We start from the raw sequence: 21,160 nt of genomic DNA, 5'->3' as shown, positions 1-21,160 counted from the left end.
GTCGTCCAGGTTGGCCGACAACGCCATGGCGCCAAGCGTTGCACGGCAGCCGCGTAGCCTGCGCCTCCTCGAATGTTGCTCACCCGGTCAACGGAAAGCCCTAGCGCGTCCGGGTGAAACCCACGCTTGGCACCGATCACAGCAAGACCATGACGCAGTGCAGATTGGCCTTGCACGCCGGCTCGGCTACATTGCAAACGTTTTCCTGGAACACTGGACCGCTGGATGCCCCGCTTCACTCGCCTGACCCTGAGCCTGTTGCTGCTGACTTCCGCCCCCGCCGCGCTGGCTGCCGCGCCGCTGACCACCCAGGCAGAGCGCAGCGGTTTCATCCAGACCGGCCGCTACGACGAAGTCATTGCACTGTGCGATGCGTTTGCGCAGCGCTACCCGCAGGCGGTGCGTTGCATCCAGTTCGGCACCACGCCCGAGGGCAGGCCGATGAAGGCCTTGATCGCCTCCACCAGCGGCGCACTCGACGCGCAATCGGCCGCGCAACGCAAGCTGCCGGTGGTTTTGGTCCAGGGCGGCATCCATGCCGGCGAGATCGATGGCAAGGATGCGGGCTTTCTGGCCCTGCGCGAGTTGCTCGATGGCAAGGCCGGCCATGGCGTGCTGGACAAGCTGGTGTGGGTGTTCGTGCCGGTATTCAACGTCGATGGGCATGAGCGCTTCGGTGCCTGGAACCGCCCCAACCAGCGCGGTCCCGAACAGATGGGCTGGCGCACCACCGCGCAGAACCTCAATCTCAACCGCGATTACGTCAAGGCCGACGCGCCGGAAATGCAGGCCATGCTGCAACTGGTGCAGCAATGGGACCCGTTGATGTATGTAGACCTGCACGTCACCGACGGCGCCAAGTTCGAGCACGACGTCTCGGTGCAGGTGGAACCGGTGCATGCCGGCGATGCGGGCTTGCAGCGCGATGGCACACGCTGGCGCGACGCAGTGCTCGCCGATCTGAAAAAACACGGCTCGTTGCCGCTGCCGTACTACCCGTCCTTCGTGCACGAAGACGACCCCAGTTCCGGCTTTGCCGATGATGTGTCGCCGCCACGCTTTTCGCACGGCTATTTCCTGCTACGCAACCGCTTCGGCATGCTGGTGGAAACGCATTCGTGGAAGGACTACCCCACCCGTGTGCGGATCACCCGCAACGCCATCGTCTCGGTGTTGCAGCAGGCCGCACGCCATGGCACGCAGTGGCGCGCCGATGCATTGGCTGCCGATCAGCGCGCCACGCGTCTGGCCGGCACGACCGAACCGTTGAGCTTCGCTGCGGGCCCAGACGCACGCACCGTTGCGTTTCGTGGCTATGCGTATACGCGCACACCGTCGCCGATTTCCGGTGCACTGATGACGCACTACGACGAAAGCAAGCCGCAAGTCTGGAAGGTGCCACTGCGCGACCAGATCAAGCCCGATGTGGTGGTGGACGCGCCACGCGGCGGCTACCTGGTCCCGGCTGCGCAAGCGGCCTTGGTGGGCGAAAAACTGCGCCTGCATGGCATCCAATTCACGACCATCGGCAATGCGGCGCAGCGGCCGGTGCAGACCTTCCGCGCCGACGCGGTCAAGTTTGCAGCACGCTCCAACGAAAGCCACCAGACAGTGGAACTCAGCGGGCAATGGCGCAATGAAACCCGCAGCGTGCCGGCCGGCTCGTTGTTCGTGCCGATCGCCCAGCCCAAGGCGCGCCTGGTGATGGCGATGCTGGAACCGCAGGCACCGGATTCGCTGCTGCAGTGGGGCTTTTTCAATACCGCGTTCGAGCGCAAGGAATACATGGAAGCCTACGTCGCCGAAGAGGTGGCGCGCCAGATGCTTGCGCGCGATGCCGCGTTGAAGGCGCAGTTCGAACAGCGCATCGCCAGCGATCCGGACTTTTCCAACAACCCGCAGGCGCGGCTGGAATTTTTTGCCAAGCGCCACGCATCGTGGGATGAGCGCTACCAGCTCTATCCGGTACTCCGCACCGCGCAGACCGACTTCTAACCGCCTGCCGATTCTGCACGCGTCGGCGCGGCATCACCGCGCCTTCCAGACGTGGGCACTTAGTGCCCCTCTCATATGTTTTGACCCAGCACCACAAGGATATTCCGTGCCACAGCTCGATATGAAACCGTTTACAGTCCGCAAATACCGTCCGCGCCCCCTGGTCCTGGCGGTCGTGATGGGCTTGGGCATCGCCCTGACCGCGCCGCTGGCAGTTGCGCAAGGCGCGCCCTCTTCGCAGCCGTGGATGGACACTGCATTGACCCCGGACCAGCGCGCCGACCGCCTGCTGGCGCAGATGAGCGAGGATGAAAAATTCCAGATGCTGCGCAGCTATTTCGGCCTGGGCACCGACAAGATTCCCAAGCCCGAAGGCGCGCTCGGTTCGGCCGGCTACGTTCCCGGCATTGCGCGCCTGGGCATTCCCGCCCAGCAACTGGCCGATGCCGGCGTGGGCGTGACCAACCCCGGCGGCATCCGCAAGGGCGACTACGCCACCGCGATGCCATCCGGACCGTCGACCGCATCGAGCTGGAACAGGCAACTGGCGTATACCGGCGGCAAGACCATGGGGCGCGAATCCTGGCAGCAAGGCTTCAACGTGTTGCTCGCCGGCAGCGTCAATCTGCAGCGCGACCCGCGTAATGGGCGCAACTTCGAATACGCCGGTGAAGACCCGTTGCTGGCCGGCACCATGGTCGGCGAATCGATTCGCGGCGTGCAAAGCGAGCATGTGCTGTCCACGATGAAGCACTTCGCACTCAACGATATGGAAACAAGGCGCAACTTTCATAGCGCGCAGATCGGCGAGCAGGCGATGCACGAATCGGACCTGCTGGCCTTCGAGATTGCGCTGAAGATCGGCGACCCGGCCTCGGTGATGTGTTCGTACAACAAGATCAACGGCACCTATGGTTGCGAGCACGATTACCTGCTCAACCAGGTGCTCAAGCAGGAATGGAAATACCCCGGTTACGTGATGTCCGATTGGGGCGGCGTGCATAGCGGTTCCAAGGCGGCATTGGCCGGGCTGGACCAGCAATCGGCCGGCGAAGTGTTCGACGCGGCGGTGTTTTTCGATACGCCGCTGCGCATGGCGGTGTCTGCCGGCGTGGTGCCGCGCGCGCGCTTCGACGACATGGTCAGGCGCGTGTTGCGTAGCCTGTTCGCGCATGGTGCCTTCGATCACCCGACCCAGCGCCAGCCCATCGACGGCAAGGCCGGTCTGTTGGCTGCGCAACATGTGGCCGAAGAAGGCAGCGTGTTGCTGCGTAACGAGCAAGCCACATTGCCGTTGTCCAAGGACGTGCGTCGCATTGCCGTGATCGGTGGCTACGCCGACAAGGGCGTGATGTCCGGCGGCGGCTCCTCGCGGGTGGACTACACCATCAACGGCGGCAACGCGGTGCCCGGCATCACCCCGACCACTTGGCCCGGCCCGGTGATCATCCACCCATCCTCGCCGCTGCAGGCGCTACGTTCCGCGTTGCCGAATGCGCAGATCGATTATGTAGACGGCACCGACCGCAATGCGGCCGCACGCGCCGCCAAGGCGGCCGATGTGGCGATCGTGTTCGCCACCCAGTGGGCGGCCGAATCGGTGGATCTGCCGGACATGCGCTTGCCCGACAACCAGGACGCGTTGATCGAAGCGGTGGCCAAAGCCAACCCGAGGACCACCGTGGTGCTGGAAACCAACGGACCGGTACGCATGCCGTGGGCCGAACGCGTGCCGGCGGTGCTGCAGGCGTGGTATCCGGGCATCGGTGGCGGTGAGGCGATCGCCAACCTGCTGACCGGCGCGGTGAATCCCTCCGGCCACCTGCCGGTGACCTGGCCGGTGGACGAATCGCAGCTGCCGCGCCCGTCGATTCCGGGGCTGGGCTTCAAGCCGGCCAAGCCGGGCGAAGACACGATCGACTACGCCATCGAAGGCGCCAACGTCGGTTACAAGTGGTTCGCCGCGCGCAAGCTGACACCACGCTACCCATTCGGCCACGGCCTGTCGTACACGCAGTTCCGCATGGGCGGGCTGCAGGTGGAGGCAAGCGGCAGCCAGCTCACCGCCAGATTCGAGGTGGAAAACACCGGCTCGCGCGAAGGCGCCGCCGTGCCGCAGCTCTACGTCACCCTGCCCGACGGCCACGCCACCCCGCTGCGCCTGATCGGCTGGCAGAAGCTCACGCTAAAGCCCGGCGAAAAACGCAGCGTGCAGGTGGTGGCAGAGCCCAGGACCCTGGCCGACTTCGATGCCCAGGCACGTCGCTGGACGATCGCCGCAGGCACGTACCGCGTGCAACTGGCGCGCTCGGCGAGCGAGCCGGTGCAAACTGCCCAGGTCACGCTGCAGGCGGCACAGTTGCCGTGAGCGCATGTGGCGCATGCACTAACCCGTGCGTGCGCCACCATCAGGCCGGTTCGGTTGCCATACTGCGTACGGGCGACGAAAAAATGTGCCGGGTGCGTTGACAGCCTCGCGCGCAGCTTGCACAATTCGCCCCCTGAGTCGCCCAGGTGGCGGAATTGGTAGACGCACTAGCTTCAGGTGCTAGCGGGGGCAACTTCGTGGAGGTTCGAGTCCTCTCCTGGGCACCACGACTCACGGTAGATCGTAAAAAACCTCGCTTCGGCGGGGTTTTTTGCGTTTGGTCGATCGCCTGGGCTGGGCAGCGCGCTGCGCTGATCGACAGTGCGCTGCCGCCTGCTCGGCCATCGGGTCGGGCGCGCTACTGGCAGTCGAAGGATGCGCTCCGCTCGGCTGCGGGCATGGGGTCGCTGCGCAAGGTGCCTGTGCAGGTGCGTGCGTCATCGCTGATGCGCAGGGACACCTGCACTGCCTCACCGTACGCGCAAACCACATAGGTGCCGTGCGGGTCTGCATCATCGAAACGCCAGACCCAGTGCGCCACGCCACGCGGCTGCGCTGCTTCCGCGTTGCGCGGCACCAGTGCGGCACGCTCGCGGGGGTGGCCCGAATACACGCCAATCGACGCTAACCGCAGCGCCTGGTGCGGGTCGACGCCGAGCTGCGCGCCCACCGGCAGGTCCGGGCTCTGCAAGGTGCCATCGGTGATGTGCAACGCGGCCGGGCACTGCAATGTGGGTTCGGCCAAGGCAGGCAAGGCAAGCACCGGTGCGAGAAGCACCGTTATGCACCGCAATGATCCAACGAACGACGTCCCTGCCATGATCGCAAACCCCTCGCGTGCAACTGCACCGTACGAAGCGGCAACATTGCCGCGTTTTGAAACCAGACCGCGCTGCAGACCTGGCCACGCTGGCCTGCAGCGCGTCGCGTGGCTTACTTGCTGCCGGCCATCTGCTCAAGATAATCGGTCAGATAATGCTCGGGATTGATCTGCTCCGAGACACCGGCGTCATAGCCGACGCGCGCCGGCTTCGCCGCACCTGGCAGGTACAACTCGCCGCCGCCTTCGTCGAGGATGAGCAGCACATACGGACGGCCTTTCAGCTGAACCGTGTAGCGGGTGTCCTTTTGCGTGGCAGCCGTCGTTGCCAGCAGGATCTTGTCGTCGATCTCGCTGTCGGCACCGGTCACCTGCATCAGCGCCTGATTCTTTTCGCGCGGGCCGTAACGCAAGGTCGACACCTTGACGCCATCGCTGGAGCTATACGCCTTGGCTTGCTTGGCCACCTCCGGACGTGCGGCCGCGGCCTGCGTCTGCGCAACGGCAGCGATGCCAAGGAGTGGAATGAGCAATGTCGTCGCACAGACGCGACGCCATGAGGATCGAAACATCATCGAAGCTTCCTTGTGTGATGAAAAACGCAGGCGGCATGCCCGCGCACGACGCCGCGCGTGGCCCTCGCGGAAAAAACAGGACCGCGCTAGCGGCAGCGACGCATGCTACCCCAACCCCTGCGAGATCGCCTGGCACCTTACCTGCGCAAGCGGCCCATCGTGCGCGCATGAGAGCCGCCCTCACGCTGCCAACCAATGGTGGATCCGGCCGTGTTGACGCCCCGCCCTAAGCTGGTCTGCAGCACCGGCGTTTTCGGTGCGTAGCGCATGGGCAAATGCCCGCATGTCGCCATCAGCCGGCGAGTGCAGCGGAAAGGCGATGCGTGTTTTTCGAGATGGCACCGACGCCAAACGAACCGCTTGCCCACCGAGAACGCGGCAAAGAGCTGCTCCGGCGTCGCTGGCTGTGTGGTGTCCAGATCGGCAAGCCCATCGACGACGCGAAATAGCGGCTTGCCGTTGTGCACCACAGACACCGCCGACGATGCTGTAACGCTCTGGACAGAAGGGCTCAGTGCCCCCCTGCTGCTGCCGCGCTCCCGGCGCCGGCACCGAACGGCGGCTTTGCCAGCCACAGGAAGAAGATGATCGCCAGGAAGGTCCATCCAAGCAGATAGAAGATGTCGTTGAAGCCCATCTGCGAAGCCTGGTGGTTGATCATGTTATTGAGCGATGCCGCGCCGCGTTGCAGGTCGCCCTGCCCCATCGCGGTCACCTGCTCCTGCATGCCGGGCGTGTACACCGAAATGTGCTCGGTAATGTGCGCGTGGTGCACCTGGGTACGGCGTGCCCACAGGTAGGTCGTCAACGACGCGGCGAAACTCCCGCCCAGCGTGCGCAGGAATGTGGCCAGGCCCGAACCCGCCGCGATCTCGCGGCCATCCAGATCCGACAACAGAATCTGCAACACCGGCATGAAGAACAATGCCACGCCTACGCCCATCACCAACTGGATCGTGGCCACATGGCCGAAGTCCACCTGCAGGTTGAAATTGGAGCGGAAGAAGCTGGTGAAGGACATGAAGATAAAGGCGATGGTCGCCAGCATGCGCAGGTCGAAGCGCAGCGCGTATTTACCCACGAATGGCGTCATCAGCACCGGCAGGATGCCGATCGGCGCAGTCGCAAGGCCGGCCCAGATCGCGGTGTAACCCATATCGCGCTGCAGCCATTGCGGGATCAGCAGGCTCACGCTGAAGAACGCGGCATATGCGACCACCATCGCCAAGGTGCCGGCGCGGAAATTGCGATGCCGGAACAGCTTGAGATCGACGATGGGATCCTTGTCGGTCAACTCCCAGATCACGAACACCACCAGCGCCACTGCCGCGATGCAGGCCAGCACCACGATCTTGTCCGAAGAGAACCAGTCTTCGTCGTTGCCCAGATCCAGCACCAACTGCAGTGCGCCCACCCCAACCACCAGCAGGATCAGGCCGATGTAGTCCATGCGCGGCTTTTCGAGCTGTTCGGGGCGATGCCGCAATTGCGAACCCACGATACTGCTGGCGATCACGCCCAGCGGCACGTTGATCAGGAAGATCCATTCCCAGCTGTAGTTGTCGGTGATCCAGCCGCCGAGAATCGGCCCGGCGATCGGGGCCACCACGGTAATCATCGCCAGCAACGCCAGCGCCTGTCCGCGTTTTTCGCGCGGATAGATCGACACCAGCAGACTCTGGGTGATGGGATACATCGGGCCGGCAACGAATCCTTGCAGCGCGCGCGCCACCACCAGCATCCCCATGCTCTGCGCCAGGCCGCACAGCAGCGAGGCGATGGTGAACGCCAGCGTGGACCACACGAACAACTTGGTTTCGCCAAACCGGCGACTCAACCAACCGGTCAGCGGCAGCGCAATGGCAGTGCTGACGGCGAACGAGGTGATCACCCAGGTAGCCTGCTGCGAACTGGCGCCGAGGTTCCCGGCGATGGTCGGCAGCGAGACGTTGGCGATGGTGGTGTCCAGCACCTGCATGAACGAGGCCATGGCCAGGCCCACGGTGCACAACGCCACGCTGGCCGGGCGAAATCCGGCGGCCGGCGCCGGTGCCGCCGGGCCGCCGGGCGCGGTGGGAGCTTGCGAAGACATGGTGGCTTAGCCCGCCTTGCTGGCAGCCTGCGAGGGCAGGTTGTCCTGGATGATGCGTTGGATGTCGGCGTCGGCAGCCTTGAGCTGCTGCGCATACACGTCGGTGGCGAACACCGCGCCGTTGGCGACCTGGGTCGGCAGCACGCTGCCCTGCTGATCGTGCAGGTTCACATCGACCTTCATCGACAGGCCGATCCGCAGCGGATTGCTGGCCAGCTGCTTGGAATCCACTGCAATGCGCACCGGCACGCGCTGCACGATCTTGATCCAGTTACCGCTGGCGTTTTGAGCCGGCAACAGCGAGAACGCGCTGCCGGTGCCCAGGCCCAGGCTCTGGATACGGCCGGTGTAGCTCACGCCGCCGCCGTACAGATCAGAATGCAGTTCCACCTCCTGGCCCAGGCGCATGTGCTTGAGCTGGGTTTCCTTGAAATTGGCTTCCACCCACACCTGCTCCAGCGGCACCACCGCCATCAACACGCTGCCCGGCTGCACGCGCTGACCCACCTGCGCCGAACGCCGTGCGACATAGCCGGACACCGGCGCCACCACGCCGGTGCGCGCATGGTTCAAATACGCCTGACGCAGTTGTGCGGCGGCGGTCTGCACGTCCGGCTGGTTGGCCACTGCGCTGTCGTCCACCAACGCTCGGTTACGCTCCAAGCTCTCGCGCGAGCCGCTTACGGCCGCTTCGGCGGCGGCCAGTTCGTCGCGGGCATGCGCCAGTTCTTCGTTGGAGATCGCGCCGGTGGCGGCCAGATTCTTACGCCGTGCGAAGTCCGAGCGCGCACTGCGCAGCGTGACTTCGCGAGCGGACAACTCCGCTTGCGCACCTTCCACGGTGCGATACAGACCGCGCACCTGACGCACGGTCTTGGCCAGGTTGGCTTCGGCCTGCTGCAAGGCGACCTCGGTGTCGGCCGGATCCAGCTGCACCAGCAACTGGCCGCGCTCCACACGCATGCCGTCTTCGGCGCCGATGCTGACCACGGTACCGCCCACCATCGGGGTGATCTGCACCTGGTTGCCCTGCACATACGCATCGTCGGTGTCTTCGTGCCAACGGCCGACCAGGAAGTACCACACCACCAGACCGATGATCGCCAGGATCACCACAATGGCCACGATGCGCAGCGCAGCGCGGCGCTTGCTGGGCGCGGCCGGTGCGGGTTGAGGAGAAGTTGAAGTCGTCTGGCTCATCGTCGATGTCTCAGGAATTCGGTTGTGCGGAAGTGGGCGCGGCGTGGGCGGTGTCGCGTGCGGGTTCCGGCGTGAATCCGCCGCCCAGCGCACGCTGCAACCTCACCGAGGCCAGAAGTTGTTGCGACTGCAGCCCGGCCATGCGTTGGCGTGCGAGGAGCAACTGCTCCTGTACGCTGAGCACTTCCAGATAGCTGCCGATGCCGGCGCGGTAACGCTGCTGGGCCAGATCGAAGGCGGCCGTGGCGGTCTGCACGGCATCGTTCTGCGCTTGCGCGCGCTGCTCCAGCGAACGCACGGCGGTGACCTGGTCGGCCACTTCGCGCAGCGCAGCGATCACTTTCTGGTTGTAGTCGGCCACGGCCAGGTCGTATTGCGCGTCGCTGCCGGCCAGATTGGCGCGCAGCTTGCCGCCGTCGAAGATCGGCAGGCTCAGCGCCGGCGCGACCAGCCCGAACACCGAGCCGCTTTCCAGCAGCTTGCCGACATCCGGGTTGATCACACCGCCCAGCGCGGTGAGGTTGAGGCTGGGATAGAAGCGGGTCTTGGCGACTGCGATGTCCTTGTCGGCCGCCTCCACGCGCCAGCGTGCCGCCACCACGTCGGGCCGACGACCCAGCAGGTCGGCCGGCAGGATGCTCGGCAACTGCGTGGCGATGCCCCCGCCGAGTACGGGACGGGCGATGTCCAAACCGCGATCCGGGCCCTGCCCGACCAAGGCCGCCAGCGCGGTGCGGGCTTCGTCGATCTGCTGCTGCGCCGATTGCAGCTGCTGCTGCGCGGCCGGCACGCGCGCTTGCGCCTGGCGCACCTGCAACTCGCTGTCGATGCCGGCGCTGCGGCGTTGCCGGGTCAGCTCCAGGGTCTTCTGCGCACGGCTCAATTCGTCGTTGGCCAGGTCGTGCAGGCTCCACGCGTACGCGAGCTGTGCATAGCCTTCGGCAATCGCAGACGACAGATTCAAGCGTGCCGCCTGAGCATCCACTTCGGCCGCATGCGCCTGGTCGACCGCCGCTTCCCACGCGCTGCGCTTGCCGCCCCACAGATCGATGCCGTAGCGGAAATCCAGCACGACCTGCGCGCTGCCGCCGTAGCTGCCGCCGAGCTCTTCGCCGACCATCGATTCAGGTAGCTGCAGGCCGGTGTAGCCGCCGGACGCCGACAGGCTGGGGCCGCGCTCGGCCTGCGCAGTGCCGATACGCGCCTGCGCCTGATGCAGGCGCGCATCCGCCGCAGCGAGGCTGGGACTGTGCTGCAGGCCTTCGGCGATCAGCGCGTCCAGCTGCGCATCGCCCAGCGCGCGCCACCAATCGCTGGCCGGCCACGCGGCCGGACTCAACGTGGTTTGCTGCGCCAGGGCGCGCTCTGCATGCAGCGTGCTCGGATCCAGCACGGCGCCTTGCGGATTCAGCCCACGGCTGCTGGCGCAGGCGGCCAACGCCAATGCCAGGGCGGTGATAACGAGCGGCCGCGCCAGGCGCATCGAGCGCGGGCGCAGCATCTGGGTCGGGGAACTAGCAACGTTCATGAGTTGAGTGCATCGCGGACACGGATAAGAAGTGAGGTGAGAAGTTCGCGCTCGGCCGCGGACAGGTCGCGCAGGCCGTGCTCGATGGCGCGTTCGCCGCGCAGGCGCAACCGCTCCCACAGCGCCACGCCTTGCTCGGTCATGACGATCTGCAGCGCGCGCCGGTCTTGCGCATGCGGCTCACGCCGCACCGCGCCCAGCGCTTCAAGCTTGTCGAGCAGGCGGGTCACCGCGCTCGGGGTCTGGTCCAGCGCCAGCGCCAGTTCGTTGGCCGTGCACGGGGAGCGCACCGCCAGGATCTTCAGGCCCACGTAGTGGCTGAAACCGAAATCGGGCAGTTCGCCCTTCATCTCGGCATCGAGCTGGCGCATCAGCGCATCGCGCACCTGACGCAGCAACAGGCCGAACGACGGTGTGGCGGAAGACGAAACATTCATGCCGCACATTTTGTTCCGAAAAATATATTTGTCAACGCAATTATCCCGCCAGGGATTAAACCGCCCGCAAGGATCGCCACCTTACGCGGCGCGTGCGCTGGCTCGGTAATACAATTCGGCCAATGAGTATCGAAAACCCGCCAACCCAGATCGATGCCTTGCCGTCAGGCGTACGGGCCAGCTTCGAAAGGGCTGATGGGCCGGTGCTGATCGCGTTCCTGGCGGAGCTGCGCGAGGTGTGGGCGCCGGAAACTGCCTGGCACGCGCATGTCCGCGGCCAGCTGATGTATGTGGAGCATGGCGTGCTCACCGTACATACCGAACAGGGTGCCCTGTCGCTGCCGCCGGGCTGCGCCGGCTGGATGCCGCCCGGGCAGCAGCACACCGTGGAGCTGGCCGGGCCGATGCGCGGGTGGGGCGTGATTGTGCGGCCGGATGCCTGCGCCGCCCTGCCTGCGCAAGGCGGGGTGATCCGGCTGACCGGGCTGGCCCGCGAGGCCATCATGCGGGCCGCCGACTGGCCACTGGATCAGCCGCTGGATGCCGCCCAGCAACGCCTGGCCGCGGTGCTGCTGGACGAGCTATGCCAGGTGCAGATCGACCACCTGCACCTGCCGATGCCGGCCGACCGCCGGCTGCTGCGGATCGCCCGCCAGTTGCTCGACACGCCCGCCGACCCGCGCCCGCTCGACGCCTGGGCCGACTGGGGCGGATTGTCGCCGCGCAGCCTGAGCCGGCATTTCCGCGACGAGACCGGCCTGAGTTTTGCGCAGTGGCGGCAGCAGGCGCGGCTGACCGAAGGCCTGCGGCGGCTGAGCCAGGGCCACGCGGTGGCGCAGGTGGCCGACCAGCTTGGCTACAGCAGCCCCAGCGCCTTCGTCAGCGTGTTCCATCGCCATTTCGGCGCCCCGCCCACCCGTTATCTGGCCGGCCCGCATGCGCGCGGCTTGGCATCCCCCGCCGCATCCGGATAATCGGCGCTCTTCGAGCCCGCGCCCCGGCGCGGGTTCCTCTTCACGCAGGACCTGGCTTTACATGACCGATCTGACCCGCCCTACCTTCCACGGCTTTGAACAGCTGCCGCTGCGCGAATACGCCGAACGCGCCTATCTCGACTACTCGATGTATGTGGTGCTCGACCGCGCCCTGCCGTTCCTGGGTGACGGCCTGAAGCCGGTGCAGCGCCGCATCGTCTACGCGATGAGCGAGCTGGGCCTGAACGCCGCCGCCAAGCCGAAGAAATCCGCGCGTACCGTGGGCGATGTGATCGGTAAGTACCACCCGCATGGCGACAGTGCCTGCTATGAGGCGCTGGTACTGATGGCGCAGCCGTTCTCGTACCGTTATCCGTTGATCGAAGGCCAGGGCAACTTCGGCTCCACCGACGACCCCAAGTCGTTTGCAGCGATGCGCTACACCGAGTCCAAGCTGACCCCGATCGCCGAAGTGCTGCTGGGCGAGCTTGGCCAGGGCACCACCGATTGGGCGCCCAACTTCGACGGCACCCTGGAAGAGCCCACCTGGTTGCCGGCACGCCTGCCGCACCTGCTGCTCAACGGCACCACCGGCATTGCCGTCGGCATGGCCACCGACGTGCCGCCGCACAACCTCAACGAGATCGTCAGCGCGCTGCTGCGGCTGCTCGATGATCCCGATGCCAGCGTCGCCGACCTGTGCGAGCACGTGCTGGGCCCGGATTACCCGACCACCGCCGAGATCATCACCCCGGCTGCGGACCTGCGGAACATCTACGAAACCGGTCACGGAAGCGTACGCGCGCGCGCCACCTACAAGAAAGAGCACGCCAACATCGTCATCGATGCGCTGCCCTACCAGGTCTCCCCGTCCAAGGTGATCGAACAGATTGCCCAGCAGATGCGTGCCAAGAAGCTGCCGTGGCTGGAAGACATCCGCGACGAGTCCGACCACACCAGCCCGGTGCGGGTGGTGCTGGTGCCGCGCTCCAATCGCGTGGACGCCGAACAGCTGATGGGCCATCTGTTCGTCACCACCGACCTGGAACGCAGCTACCGCGTCAACCTCAACGTGATCGGTCTGGATGGCCGCCCGCAGGTCAAGAACCTCAAGCACCTGCTGAGCGAATGGCTGAGCTTCCGCAGCGATACGGTGACCCGCCGCCTCAACCATCGCCTGCAGAAGGTCGAGCGTCGCCTGCACCTGTTGGAAGGCTTGTTGATCGCCTTCCTCAACCTGGACGAAGTGATCCGCATCGTCCGCAGCGAAGACGAACCCAAGCCGGTGCTGATCTCGCGCTTCGCGCTGAGCGAAGAACAGGCCGAATACATCCTGGAAACCAAGCTGCGCCAACTGGCGCGCCTGGAGGAAATGAAGATCCGCGGCGAACAGGAAGCACTCGCCAAGGAACGCGCGCAGATCATGGCGATCCTGGAAAGCAAGACCAAGCTGAAGAAGCTGATCAAGGACGAACTGACTGCCGACGCCAAGAAGTTCGGCGATGCGCGGCGTTCGCCGCTGGTGCAGCGTGGCGCCGCGCAGGCCATCGACGAAACCGAAATGGTGGCCAGCGAACCGATGACCGTGGTGCTATCGGAGAAGGGCTGGGTGCGGGCAGCCAAGGGCCACGAGGTGGATCCTGCCGGCATGTCCTATCGCGAAGGCGATGGCCTGCTGGCAGCAGTGCGCAGCCGCAGCACGCATCAGGTGGCGTTCCTGGATTCGGACGGCCGCGCCTATTCCACCGCCGTGCACACCCTGCCCTCGGCGCGTGGCAATGGCGAACCGTTGACCGGACGGTTTTCGCCGGCCTCGGGCGCGGCGTTCCAGGTCATGGCCAGCGCCGACAACGCCACCCGCTTCGTGCTGGCATCCTCGCACGGCTACGGCTTCGTCACCCGTTTCGAAAACCTCACCGGCCGCAACAAGGCCGGCAAGGCGATGCTCAATCTCACCACCGGCTCGCATGTGCTGACGCCGGCCCAGGTAAGCAACCCGCAAACCGATCGCATTGTCGCCGTGACCAGTGCCGGCAATCTGCTGGCGGTGCCGGCCACCGACGTGCCCGAGCTGGACAAGGGCAAAGGCAACAAGATCATCGAGATCCCCAAGGCCAAGCTCGGCACCGAACGCGTGGTGGCCGTGGTGGCGGTCGCACCAGGCAACACGCTGCTGGTGCGCAGCGGCGCACGCACCATGAGCCTGTCGTTCAAGGACCTGGATACGTATGTGGGTGCGCGTGCGAGCCGTGGATCGCTGTTGCCACGTGGGTGGCAGAAGGTGGACGGGTTGGAGGTGCAGTAGGAGACGGCAATTCACTCGTCCGGCGCGCAGCGGCGCGGTGGGGACTGCGGTCGCCTCAGGCTGCTGGGGCGCGGCAGAAGGTGGATGGGTTGGAGGTGCAGGCAATAAAACTGCTGATGCACTGGCATCAAGTATTCGCTCATCCAGGCGCAACGATGCAGTCGCAAACGCACAGCCCACGCCGCGCACCGCTTCAGAACGCGCCACGCCCCGCTCTCGCATGACCACAGTGGAGACAGCCACTGACAAGGCAACGCATGGACACGAATTTCTGGTTGGAACGTTGGCAGCTGGGACACACCGGCTTTCATCAGCAAGAGGTATTGCCGCTGCTGCAAAAGCACTGGCACGCGCTGGATCTGCCGAAGGAAGCGCGCGTGCTGGTGCCCCTGTGCGGCAAGACGCTGGACATGCATTGGCTGGCGGCGCAAGGCCATCGCGTGCTTGGCGTGGAGCTGTCGCCGCTGGCGGTGACGCAATTCTTCGATGAGGCAGGGCTTCAACCGAAGCGTCACAGCAGCGCTGCTGGCGAGCATTTCATCGCCGGCCCGATCGAGATCATCTGCGGCGATGCATTCGCGCTAGACGCCAGCGCGCTGGCCGACTGCACGGCCGTCTACGACCGCGCCGCACTGGTCGCGCTACCGGCCGAACTGCGCCAGCATTACCTGCAAACGGTCTACGCGCCGTTGTCCTCGCGCTGCCGCGGCCTGCTGATCACCCTGGAATATCCGCAGGCTGAAAAGGCCGGCCCGCCGTTCTCGGTGGACGCAACGCACGTGCATGCACTTTTCGATGCCGCCTGGCAGGTAGACCAGCTGGAACACCGCGACATCCTCGATCAGGAACCACGCTTCCGCGATGAAGGCGTCACCGGGTTATCGACGGCTGTCTATCGCCTGCAACGCCGCTGAAAGGCCGTCGGGCGCTGCACGCCCATCACGTGGCAATTGCATGTCTGCATGCGGCAAGCGTGGGTGGCGGATCAGGACAGCGCGGCATTGCGCCATGCGGTCGTTCTGCAGCAAAACGCGACAAAACGGAATCCTGCAGCCAGCTGCAGGAGTGGCAGGCAGGCCGCACAGACCATCGTGGGAATGGCCAGGCATGCGTACTCCATGCCGAGCCGGTTCACGCTGCGTCAGCCAGCCAAGCGACTGCGCAGCGGCGTTGCCGGCTCAACCGGCGACGTGACCCTTGTCGATCTTGGAGGTCTGATACAACTCCAGTCCGATGCGCTTGATCAGGCCAAGCTGCTGCTCCAGCCACCACGCATGATCTTCTTCGGTGTCCTGCAGCTGCTTGAGCAGCACATCGCGGCTGACATAGTCGCCATGTTCTTCGCACAGCTTCATGCCGGCAGCGAGCGCAGCGCGCACTTCGTACTCGACCACCAGGTCGCGCTCCAGCATTTCGACCACGGTCTTGCCCGGGGTGAATTCGGCCGGGCGCATGTCCGGGTCGCCTTCCAGGAACAGGATGCGCCGCAGCAGCGCGTCGGCGTGCTCGGTCTCCTCTTCCATCTCATGGTTGATGCGCTCGTACAGCGCCATCAGGCCCTGATCCTCGTACCGGCGCGAATGCAGGAAATATTGATCGCGCGCCGCCAATTCGCCGCGCAGCAGCTGCTTGAGGTAATCGATGACTTCGGGATGGCCTTTCATGGTGTGCTCCAGCGACGCAATGCGCGCATGGTGCCCTAAGCCGCCGGGCAATGATCTAATCGGAATCACTTTCAGTTGCGCTTGCGGCCGGACCCGCCACGGTCATGTCCGCCGGCCACACTTCACCGGGGTCCAAGGAACCGACAATGCGTAAATGGCTGGGCCGGCTGCTGCTGGGAATCGTGTTGCTGGTCCTGGCGGCCAGCCTGGGGCTGTATCTGTTGATGCGCGGCAGCCTGCCGCAGTTGGATGGCGACAGCGCGCTCAGCGGCCTGGCTGCGCCGGTCAGCGTGCAGCGCGACCGGCTGGGCGTGGTCACCATCGATGCAGCAAACCAGCTCGATGCGATGCGCGCGCTCGGCTACGTGCATGCGCAGGAACGCTATTTCGAGATGGATCTGATGCGCCGCGCACCGGCCGGCGAGTTGTCCGAGCTGTTTGGCGCCAAGGCCGTGGACCTGGACAAGCGCAACCGCGTGCATCGCCTGCGTGCCCGCGTGCAGGCCAGCCTGGACATCGCCACCAGCAGCCAGCACGCTGCATTGCAAGCCTATACCGATGGCGTCAACGCAGGACTGGCGGCACTGCGCGTACGGCCCTGGCCCTATCTGCTGCTGCGCCAGACACCGCGCGCATGGACGCTGGACGACTCCATCCTCACCGGCCTTGCGATGTACGCGGACCTGCAGGACAGCGATAACCAGACCGAGCTGGCCGCCGCGCGCATCCGTGCCGTGGTGCCGCCTGCGCTGGCGGCACTGCTCGACCACCAGGGCTCCAGTTGGGACGCGCCGTTGTTCGGGGAGCCGCAGGGCGATGCCAGCTTGCCGGATGCGACCACGCTGGATCTACGGCGTCTACCGCATCGGCCTGCCGCGCCCCACGCGGAAACGCCGACACCGGGCAGCAACAACTTCGCGGTAGACGGCAGCCTCACCGCCGACGGCCGCGCCATCGTTGCCGACGACATGCATCTGGGCCTGCGCGCGCCCAATATCTGGTTCCGCGCACGCCTGCGCTATGCAGACAGCAATGCGCCCGAGGGCAAGGTGGATGTCACCGGATTCACCCTGCCGGGTTTGCCGGCGGTGGTCGTGGGCAGCAATGGGCACGTGGCTTGGGCATTTACCAACAGCTATATCGACACCGCGGATTTCGCGCGCATTCCTGCACCCACGCCGGGTCACCCGCAAGCACTGACCAGGCATGTGGAAACCATCCGCGTGGCGGGCGCAGCGCCGGTGCAGTTCGAGTTCCGCGAAGCGGCGTGGGGACCGCTGCTGCACGTCAACGCCGACGGCAGCGCGCTGGCATTGCGCTGGGTGGCGCAGTTGCCCGGTGCGATCCGGTTGGACTTCGCTCAGATGAGCACGGCGGGCGATCTGCAGGCGGCGTTCGCGGTGGCCGACCGCTCCGGCATTCCGGCGCAGAACCTGCTGCTTGCCGATCGCAGCGGGCGCATCGCCTGGCGGCTGATCGGCGCGCGCCCCGCCCGCAATGCCGGGTGCGGCCCGAGCGGGATTGCCGAACTGGCGACATCGACGCCCGTCCCTGAGGCAGCATCCGGCGCACCTGCAGAACCGGCTGCAGCGCCGATGTCGGGCACCTGCCTGCCATGGTCGCTGCGCAGCGATGCTGCGCCTGCGTTGATCGATCCGCCGTCGCACCGGCTCTGGACCGCCAACAACCGTATCGTCGATGCGCAGCAACTGGCCACGCTTGGCAACGCAGGTTACGACCTTGGCGCGCGTGCCCAGCAAATTCGCGATGATCTTTTCGCAAAGCAGCGCTTCAACGAACGCGATCTGCTCGCCATCCAGCTCGACGATCGCGCCGTGCTGCTTACGCGCTGGTGGCAACTGCTGCGTAGCGTGGTCGAGCACAGCAAGGACCCGGCACTGCAACAGATTGCACATGCCACGCGCGACTGGGACGGGCACGCATCGACTGGCTCGGCCAGCTATCGCATCGTGCGCGAATTCCGCAACAAGACCATCGAAGCGGTGGAAGCCGGCCTGCTGGCCCCGGCAAAAGCCGCACTTGGCGAGGAGTTCCTGCCGCCGCGTCGCGCGCAACTGGAGGGCGTCGTCTGGCCGTTGCTGCAACAGCGCCCGGCCCACCTGTTACCGCCCACCGCCGCAAGCTGGGACCAGTTGCTCGACGATGCTGCGCGCAGTGCGCAGTCAGAGGTGATTGCAGAAGACGCACAAAGCGAACCGCGCGGCCAGCACACCTGGGGCCAGCGCAACACCGCTGCCATCTGCCACCCCATCGCGCGTGCCCTGCCCGCCCTGGCCAAGCGCTGGCTCTGCATGCCGCCCGATCAACTGCCGGGCGACCGCGACATGCCGCGTGTGCAAGGCCCGGGCTTTGGCGCCTCCGAGCGCATGGTGGTTTCGCCCGGCCACGAGCAGGACGGCATCGTGCACATGCCCGGCGGCCAGAGCGGCCACCCGCTCTCGCCGTTCTGGGGCGCAGGGCACGACGATTGGGTGCATGGCAGACCCACACCATTCTTGCCCACTGCCACGCGGTACACGCTGCAATTGCATCCGCAGTAACAGCGGGCGGCAACGCGGCTGCGCAGCGTGCAGCGAAGCAGGACGAAGACGTCAACAGCATCGCCGCTTCAGGCGCCTCTCCCCTCGGGAGAGGGGGTGGGGTGAGGGTACGGCCATCACGCACGATTGGAAGAGTGCGTGATGTGACCCTGCGTGCGCGCCCATGAGGCTTCGCACGTACCCTCATCCGCCCTTCGGGCACCTTCTCACCCGTGTAGCAGGACAATATTCCGGCAGGAGAGGGGAAGCTGCGCACTCATGCCTCCATTTCAGGGCTCCGCATCTTCGCGTCGCATGTCTGCATCCGCACAGGTGCGCGCGCATCTGCCACCAAACAGGGCGCCCCACACCCGGCCACCTCCGTGATCAAGCAAACACATCATGCTAAGATGCATTTGATAACCATTCCCATTAGTGATCAATGCGCCCCACGCTTCTTGTCACCGCGCTCGCCGCTGCGCTCGCTCTGCACACCCTGCCCGCCTTCGCTCAACACACCACCACGCCAGCCGTGACCGAGCTGGATGGCGTGGATGTCATCGGCCGTGCGCAGACGCTCTACAAGTCCGAAGACGCAGCTGTTGCCACGCGCACCGATACCCCGCTGGCGCTGGTGCCGCAGTCGGTGCAGGTGCTGCCGCGCGAGTTGATCGACGACCAGGCTGCGCGGCAGATCACCGATCTGTATCGCAGCATCAGTGGCATCAGCTTCTTCAGCTATGCCGGTGTAACCTTGCGCGGCTTCCGCCAGGAAAACGTGCTGTACGACGGCCTGCGTGGCGACCCGTATGCCGGGTTCTCGGTGCCGCAGCTGTTCAACATCGAGCGTGTGGAAGTGCTCAAGGGTCCAGCCGGTGCGCTGTACGGCGGTGGCGAACCTGGGGGTGTGATCAACTATGTCACGCGCAAACCCGCTCATCAGGCGGCCCGACGCATCGAGCTGCAGCTGGGCAATCAATTCTTCGGTGCAGCCTCGTTCGAGGCCACCGGCCCTGCGCGCGCAGATGGCCGCATCCGGTACCGCATCGGCGCTTATGCCGATGGCGAAGACGGGTTTCGTTGGAATACCGATAGCCAGAGCCAGATCGGCGATGCGTCGGTGGCCTTCGATCTGGGCGATACCGGCGAGCTCACCCTGCAATACACCGACATCACCCAAAACCTGGGCGGCAACCGCTTGCGCGGCGTGCCGGTCGATAACGCCGGCAACTTCCTCACCGACCGGCGCTGGAACCACAACGAACCCACAGATTTCCTGGACATGCGCGCCAAGGTGGCGCTTGCGCAATATCGGTTTGCGCCGTCCAGCGCGTGGGAGGTGGACATGGCGCTGCGCTGGTTCAAGAACCAGGAGCATCAGATCTATCACGAGCCAATGGGGTTGATCGACCGCGATCGCGACGGTACCGCCGAGTGGATGACCCGGCAGCTGCGCAATCAATACCGCGACAACGATGCGATCTCCAGCAACGTCAACGCGATATTCCGCACCAGTACCGGGGCAATCAACCACACGTTGCTGATGGGCGCGGACTACTACCGCCTGGACGCGGATTTCCGCGCGCAAACCGCCAACACCGCCGACACCGGACGCGTACGTGGCCCGGTGCCCGGCATCGATTTGTTCAACCCGGTGTACGGCCGCAGCGGCTTCTACGACTACGGCTTGGATGCCCTGCCCTGGCGCGCCACCAGCACGCGCAGTCAACGCTACGGTGCATATCTGCAGGACGAACTCACGCTGACGCCGCGCTGGCATGCAATGGCCGGGCTACGCTGGGACGGCTTCAAGGACGACGACCTGCTGACTGGTTCGCGCGTCACCGGCAACGATCTCAGTTGGCGCGTCGGCAGCACCGTCGTGTTACGCGACGGCATCAATGCCTACGCAAGCTATGCCAGCGGCTTCCTGCCGCAGGACGCGGCCAACCAGGACAGCAGCGTGGGCGGCCCGTTCGCACCGGAACGCAGCACCCAATGGGAAATCGGCCTGAAGACTGCGCTCAACGATGGCGGACTCACCCTCAACACGGCGCTGTATCGCATCGAGCGTAGCAACATCGTGCAGGCGAACGGGCGCGTCGTCGACGGCGTCAATCAACTCTCCGCGCTTGGCTTGGTGCGCAGCGAAGGGCTGGAAGTCGACCTGCTGGCCGACCTGACCGAACGCTGGGTGCTCAATCTCACTTATGCCTACAACGATGCACGCGTGCTCGATGCCGGCACCAACGGCATCACCAATGCCTCTGGCGATCGCTTCGCCAATGCACCGCGCAACACTTTTGGCCTGTGGACACGCTACGACCTGCCCGCCTGGCGCTCGGCGATCGCCTTCGGTGCCGACTACGTGGGCGAACGCGTCAGCCTGGATGGGCAACGCGTCAAACCGTACGCCATCTACGACATCAGCTGGCAGACGCAATGGAACGCGTGGAAGCTGCAGATCAACATCAAGAACCTGTTCGACAAGGTGTATGCAGTGAGCGGTTTCAATACGCGCGCCGGGCACTTCCCCGGCGAGCCGCGTCGCCTTTACGCGCAGCTGGCTTACAGCTTCTGACCAGCGCGCAGCGGATCGGTGGCGCGCCGCCGGCCCGCTGCGACGGCAACGTAAACAGCGCAGCGTGCCTGCGTTCGCCAC

Annotated in this window: 15 protein-coding genes and 1 tRNA gene; 8 read left to right on the top strand and 8 right to left on the bottom strand. The window is 65.5% G+C overall.

The features are described from left to right. Nucleotides 1–225: 225 nt before the first annotated feature. The 3 genes from J7396_RS03415 (at nucleotide 226) to J7396_RS03405 (ending at nucleotide 4,590) form a co-directional block, all read left to right on the top strand. The gene (locus tag J7396_RS03415; protein ID WP_209260959.1) at nucleotides 226–1,995 is read left to right on the top strand and encodes a M14 family metallopeptidase; all 1,770 of its coding nucleotides are present in this window, start codon (nucleotides 226–228) and stop codon (nucleotides 1,993–1,995) included. 178 nt (nucleotides 1,996–2,173) lie between these two features. After that, a complete protein-coding gene (locus J7396_RS03410; RefSeq protein WP_209261009.1) occupies nucleotides 2,174–4,363 on the top strand; it encodes a glycoside hydrolase family 3 C-terminal domain-containing protein in 2,190 nt (729 codons plus the stop codon). A 140-nt stretch (nucleotides 4,364–4,503) separates the two neighbouring features. Next, nucleotides 4,504–4,590 (top strand) — tRNA-Leu (locus J7396_RS03405). Nucleotides 4,591–4,721: 131 nt separating this feature from the next. Here J7396_RS03405 and J7396_RS03400 read toward each other — a convergent pair. The 7 genes from J7396_RS03400 to J7396_RS03370 all read right to left on the bottom strand — a co-directional run bounded on the left by J7396_RS03400 (nucleotide 4,722) and on the right by J7396_RS03370 (nucleotide 11,015). Next, entirely contained in the window at nucleotides 4,722–5,141 is a 420-nt protein-coding gene (locus J7396_RS03400) for an STY0301 family protein (protein WP_306460197.1), read from the bottom strand. Between the two features lie 155 nt (nucleotides 5,142–5,296). After that, on the bottom strand, nucleotides 5,297–5,758 hold the full coding sequence (locus J7396_RS03395; RefSeq protein ID WP_011346915.1) for a hypothetical protein: 462 nt from the start codon (nucleotides 5,756–5,758) through the stop codon (nucleotides 5,297–5,299). A gap of 137 nt (nucleotides 5,759–5,895) precedes the next feature. Next, nucleotides 5,896–6,234, bottom strand: a complete 339-nt coding sequence (locus J7396_RS03390; protein ID WP_080721077.1) for a serine hydrolase — start codon at nucleotides 6,232–6,234, stop codon at nucleotides 5,896–5,898. Nucleotides 6,235–6,269: 35 nt separating this feature from the next. After that, nucleotides 6,270–7,850 carry a DHA2 family efflux MFS transporter permease subunit gene (locus J7396_RS03385; RefSeq protein WP_014089768.1) on the bottom strand — a complete coding sequence of 527 codons (1,581 nt, stop codon included), beginning with the start codon at nucleotides 7,848–7,850 and terminating at the stop codon, nucleotides 6,270–6,272. A gap of 6 nt (nucleotides 7,851–7,856) precedes the next feature. Next, nucleotides 7,857–9,050, bottom strand: a complete 1,194-nt coding sequence (locus J7396_RS03380; RefSeq protein WP_122273106.1) for an efflux RND transporter periplasmic adaptor subunit — start codon at nucleotides 9,048–9,050, stop codon at nucleotides 7,857–7,859. Between the two features lie 10 nt (nucleotides 9,051–9,060). After that, nucleotides 9,061–10,551, bottom strand: coding sequence for an AdeC/AdeK/OprM family multidrug efflux complex outer membrane factor (locus tag J7396_RS03375; protein ID WP_209261008.1), 1,491 nt, complete (start codon nucleotides 10,549–10,551; stop codon nucleotides 9,061–9,063). Between the two features lie 23 nt (nucleotides 10,552–10,574). Continuing rightward, a complete protein-coding gene (locus J7396_RS03370; RefSeq protein ID WP_014089765.1) occupies nucleotides 10,575–11,015 on the bottom strand; it encodes a MarR family transcriptional regulator in 441 nt (146 codons plus the stop codon). 122 nt (nucleotides 11,016–11,137) lie between these two features. Between J7396_RS03370 and J7396_RS03365 the strand changes: the two genes are divergently transcribed. The 3 genes from J7396_RS03365 to J7396_RS03355 all read left to right on the top strand — a co-directional run bounded on the left by J7396_RS03365 (nucleotide 11,138) and on the right by J7396_RS03355 (nucleotide 15,208). Continuing rightward, entirely contained in the window at nucleotides 11,138–11,989 is an 852-nt protein-coding gene (locus J7396_RS03365) for a helix-turn-helix transcriptional regulator (RefSeq protein ID WP_209260958.1), read from the top strand. Nucleotides 11,990–12,050: 61 nt separating this feature from the next. Beyond that, entirely contained in the window at nucleotides 12,051–14,294 is a 2,244-nt protein-coding gene (parC, locus tag J7396_RS03360; protein ID WP_008573881.1) for a DNA topoisomerase IV subunit A, read from the top strand. A 257-nt stretch (nucleotides 14,295–14,551) separates the two neighbouring features. After that, entirely contained in the window at nucleotides 14,552–15,208 is a 657-nt protein-coding gene (locus J7396_RS03355) for a thiopurine S-methyltransferase (protein WP_031421867.1), read from the top strand. A 264-nt stretch (nucleotides 15,209–15,472) separates the two neighbouring features. On the opposite strand, the gene bfr is transcribed toward J7396_RS03355, so the two are convergent. Further along, the gene (gene bfr / locus J7396_RS03350; RefSeq protein WP_014089761.1) at nucleotides 15,473–15,958 is read right to left on the bottom strand and encodes a bacterioferritin; all 486 of its coding nucleotides are present in this window, start codon (nucleotides 15,956–15,958) and stop codon (nucleotides 15,473–15,475) included. Nucleotides 15,959–16,104: 146 nt separating this feature from the next. Between bfr and J7396_RS03345 the strand changes: the two genes are divergently transcribed. Next, a complete protein-coding gene (locus J7396_RS03345; protein WP_209260957.1) occupies nucleotides 16,105–18,519 on the top strand; it encodes a penicillin acylase family protein in 2,415 nt (804 codons plus the stop codon). A gap of 421 nt (nucleotides 18,520–18,940) precedes the next feature. Continuing rightward, the gene (locus J7396_RS03340; RefSeq protein WP_209260956.1) at nucleotides 18,941–21,079 is read left to right on the top strand and encodes a TonB-dependent receptor; all 2,139 of its coding nucleotides are present in this window, start codon (nucleotides 18,941–18,943) and stop codon (nucleotides 21,077–21,079) included. The last annotated feature ends 81 nt before the right edge of the window (nucleotides 21,080–21,160 follow it).

Source organism: Xanthomonas sp. A1809 (assembly GCF_017746015.1).
Classification (GTDB): Bacteria; Pseudomonadota; Gammaproteobacteria; order Xanthomonadales; family Xanthomonadaceae; genus Xanthomonas; species Xanthomonas euvesicatoria.
This window is presented reverse-complemented; position numbering and strand designations above follow the sequence as displayed.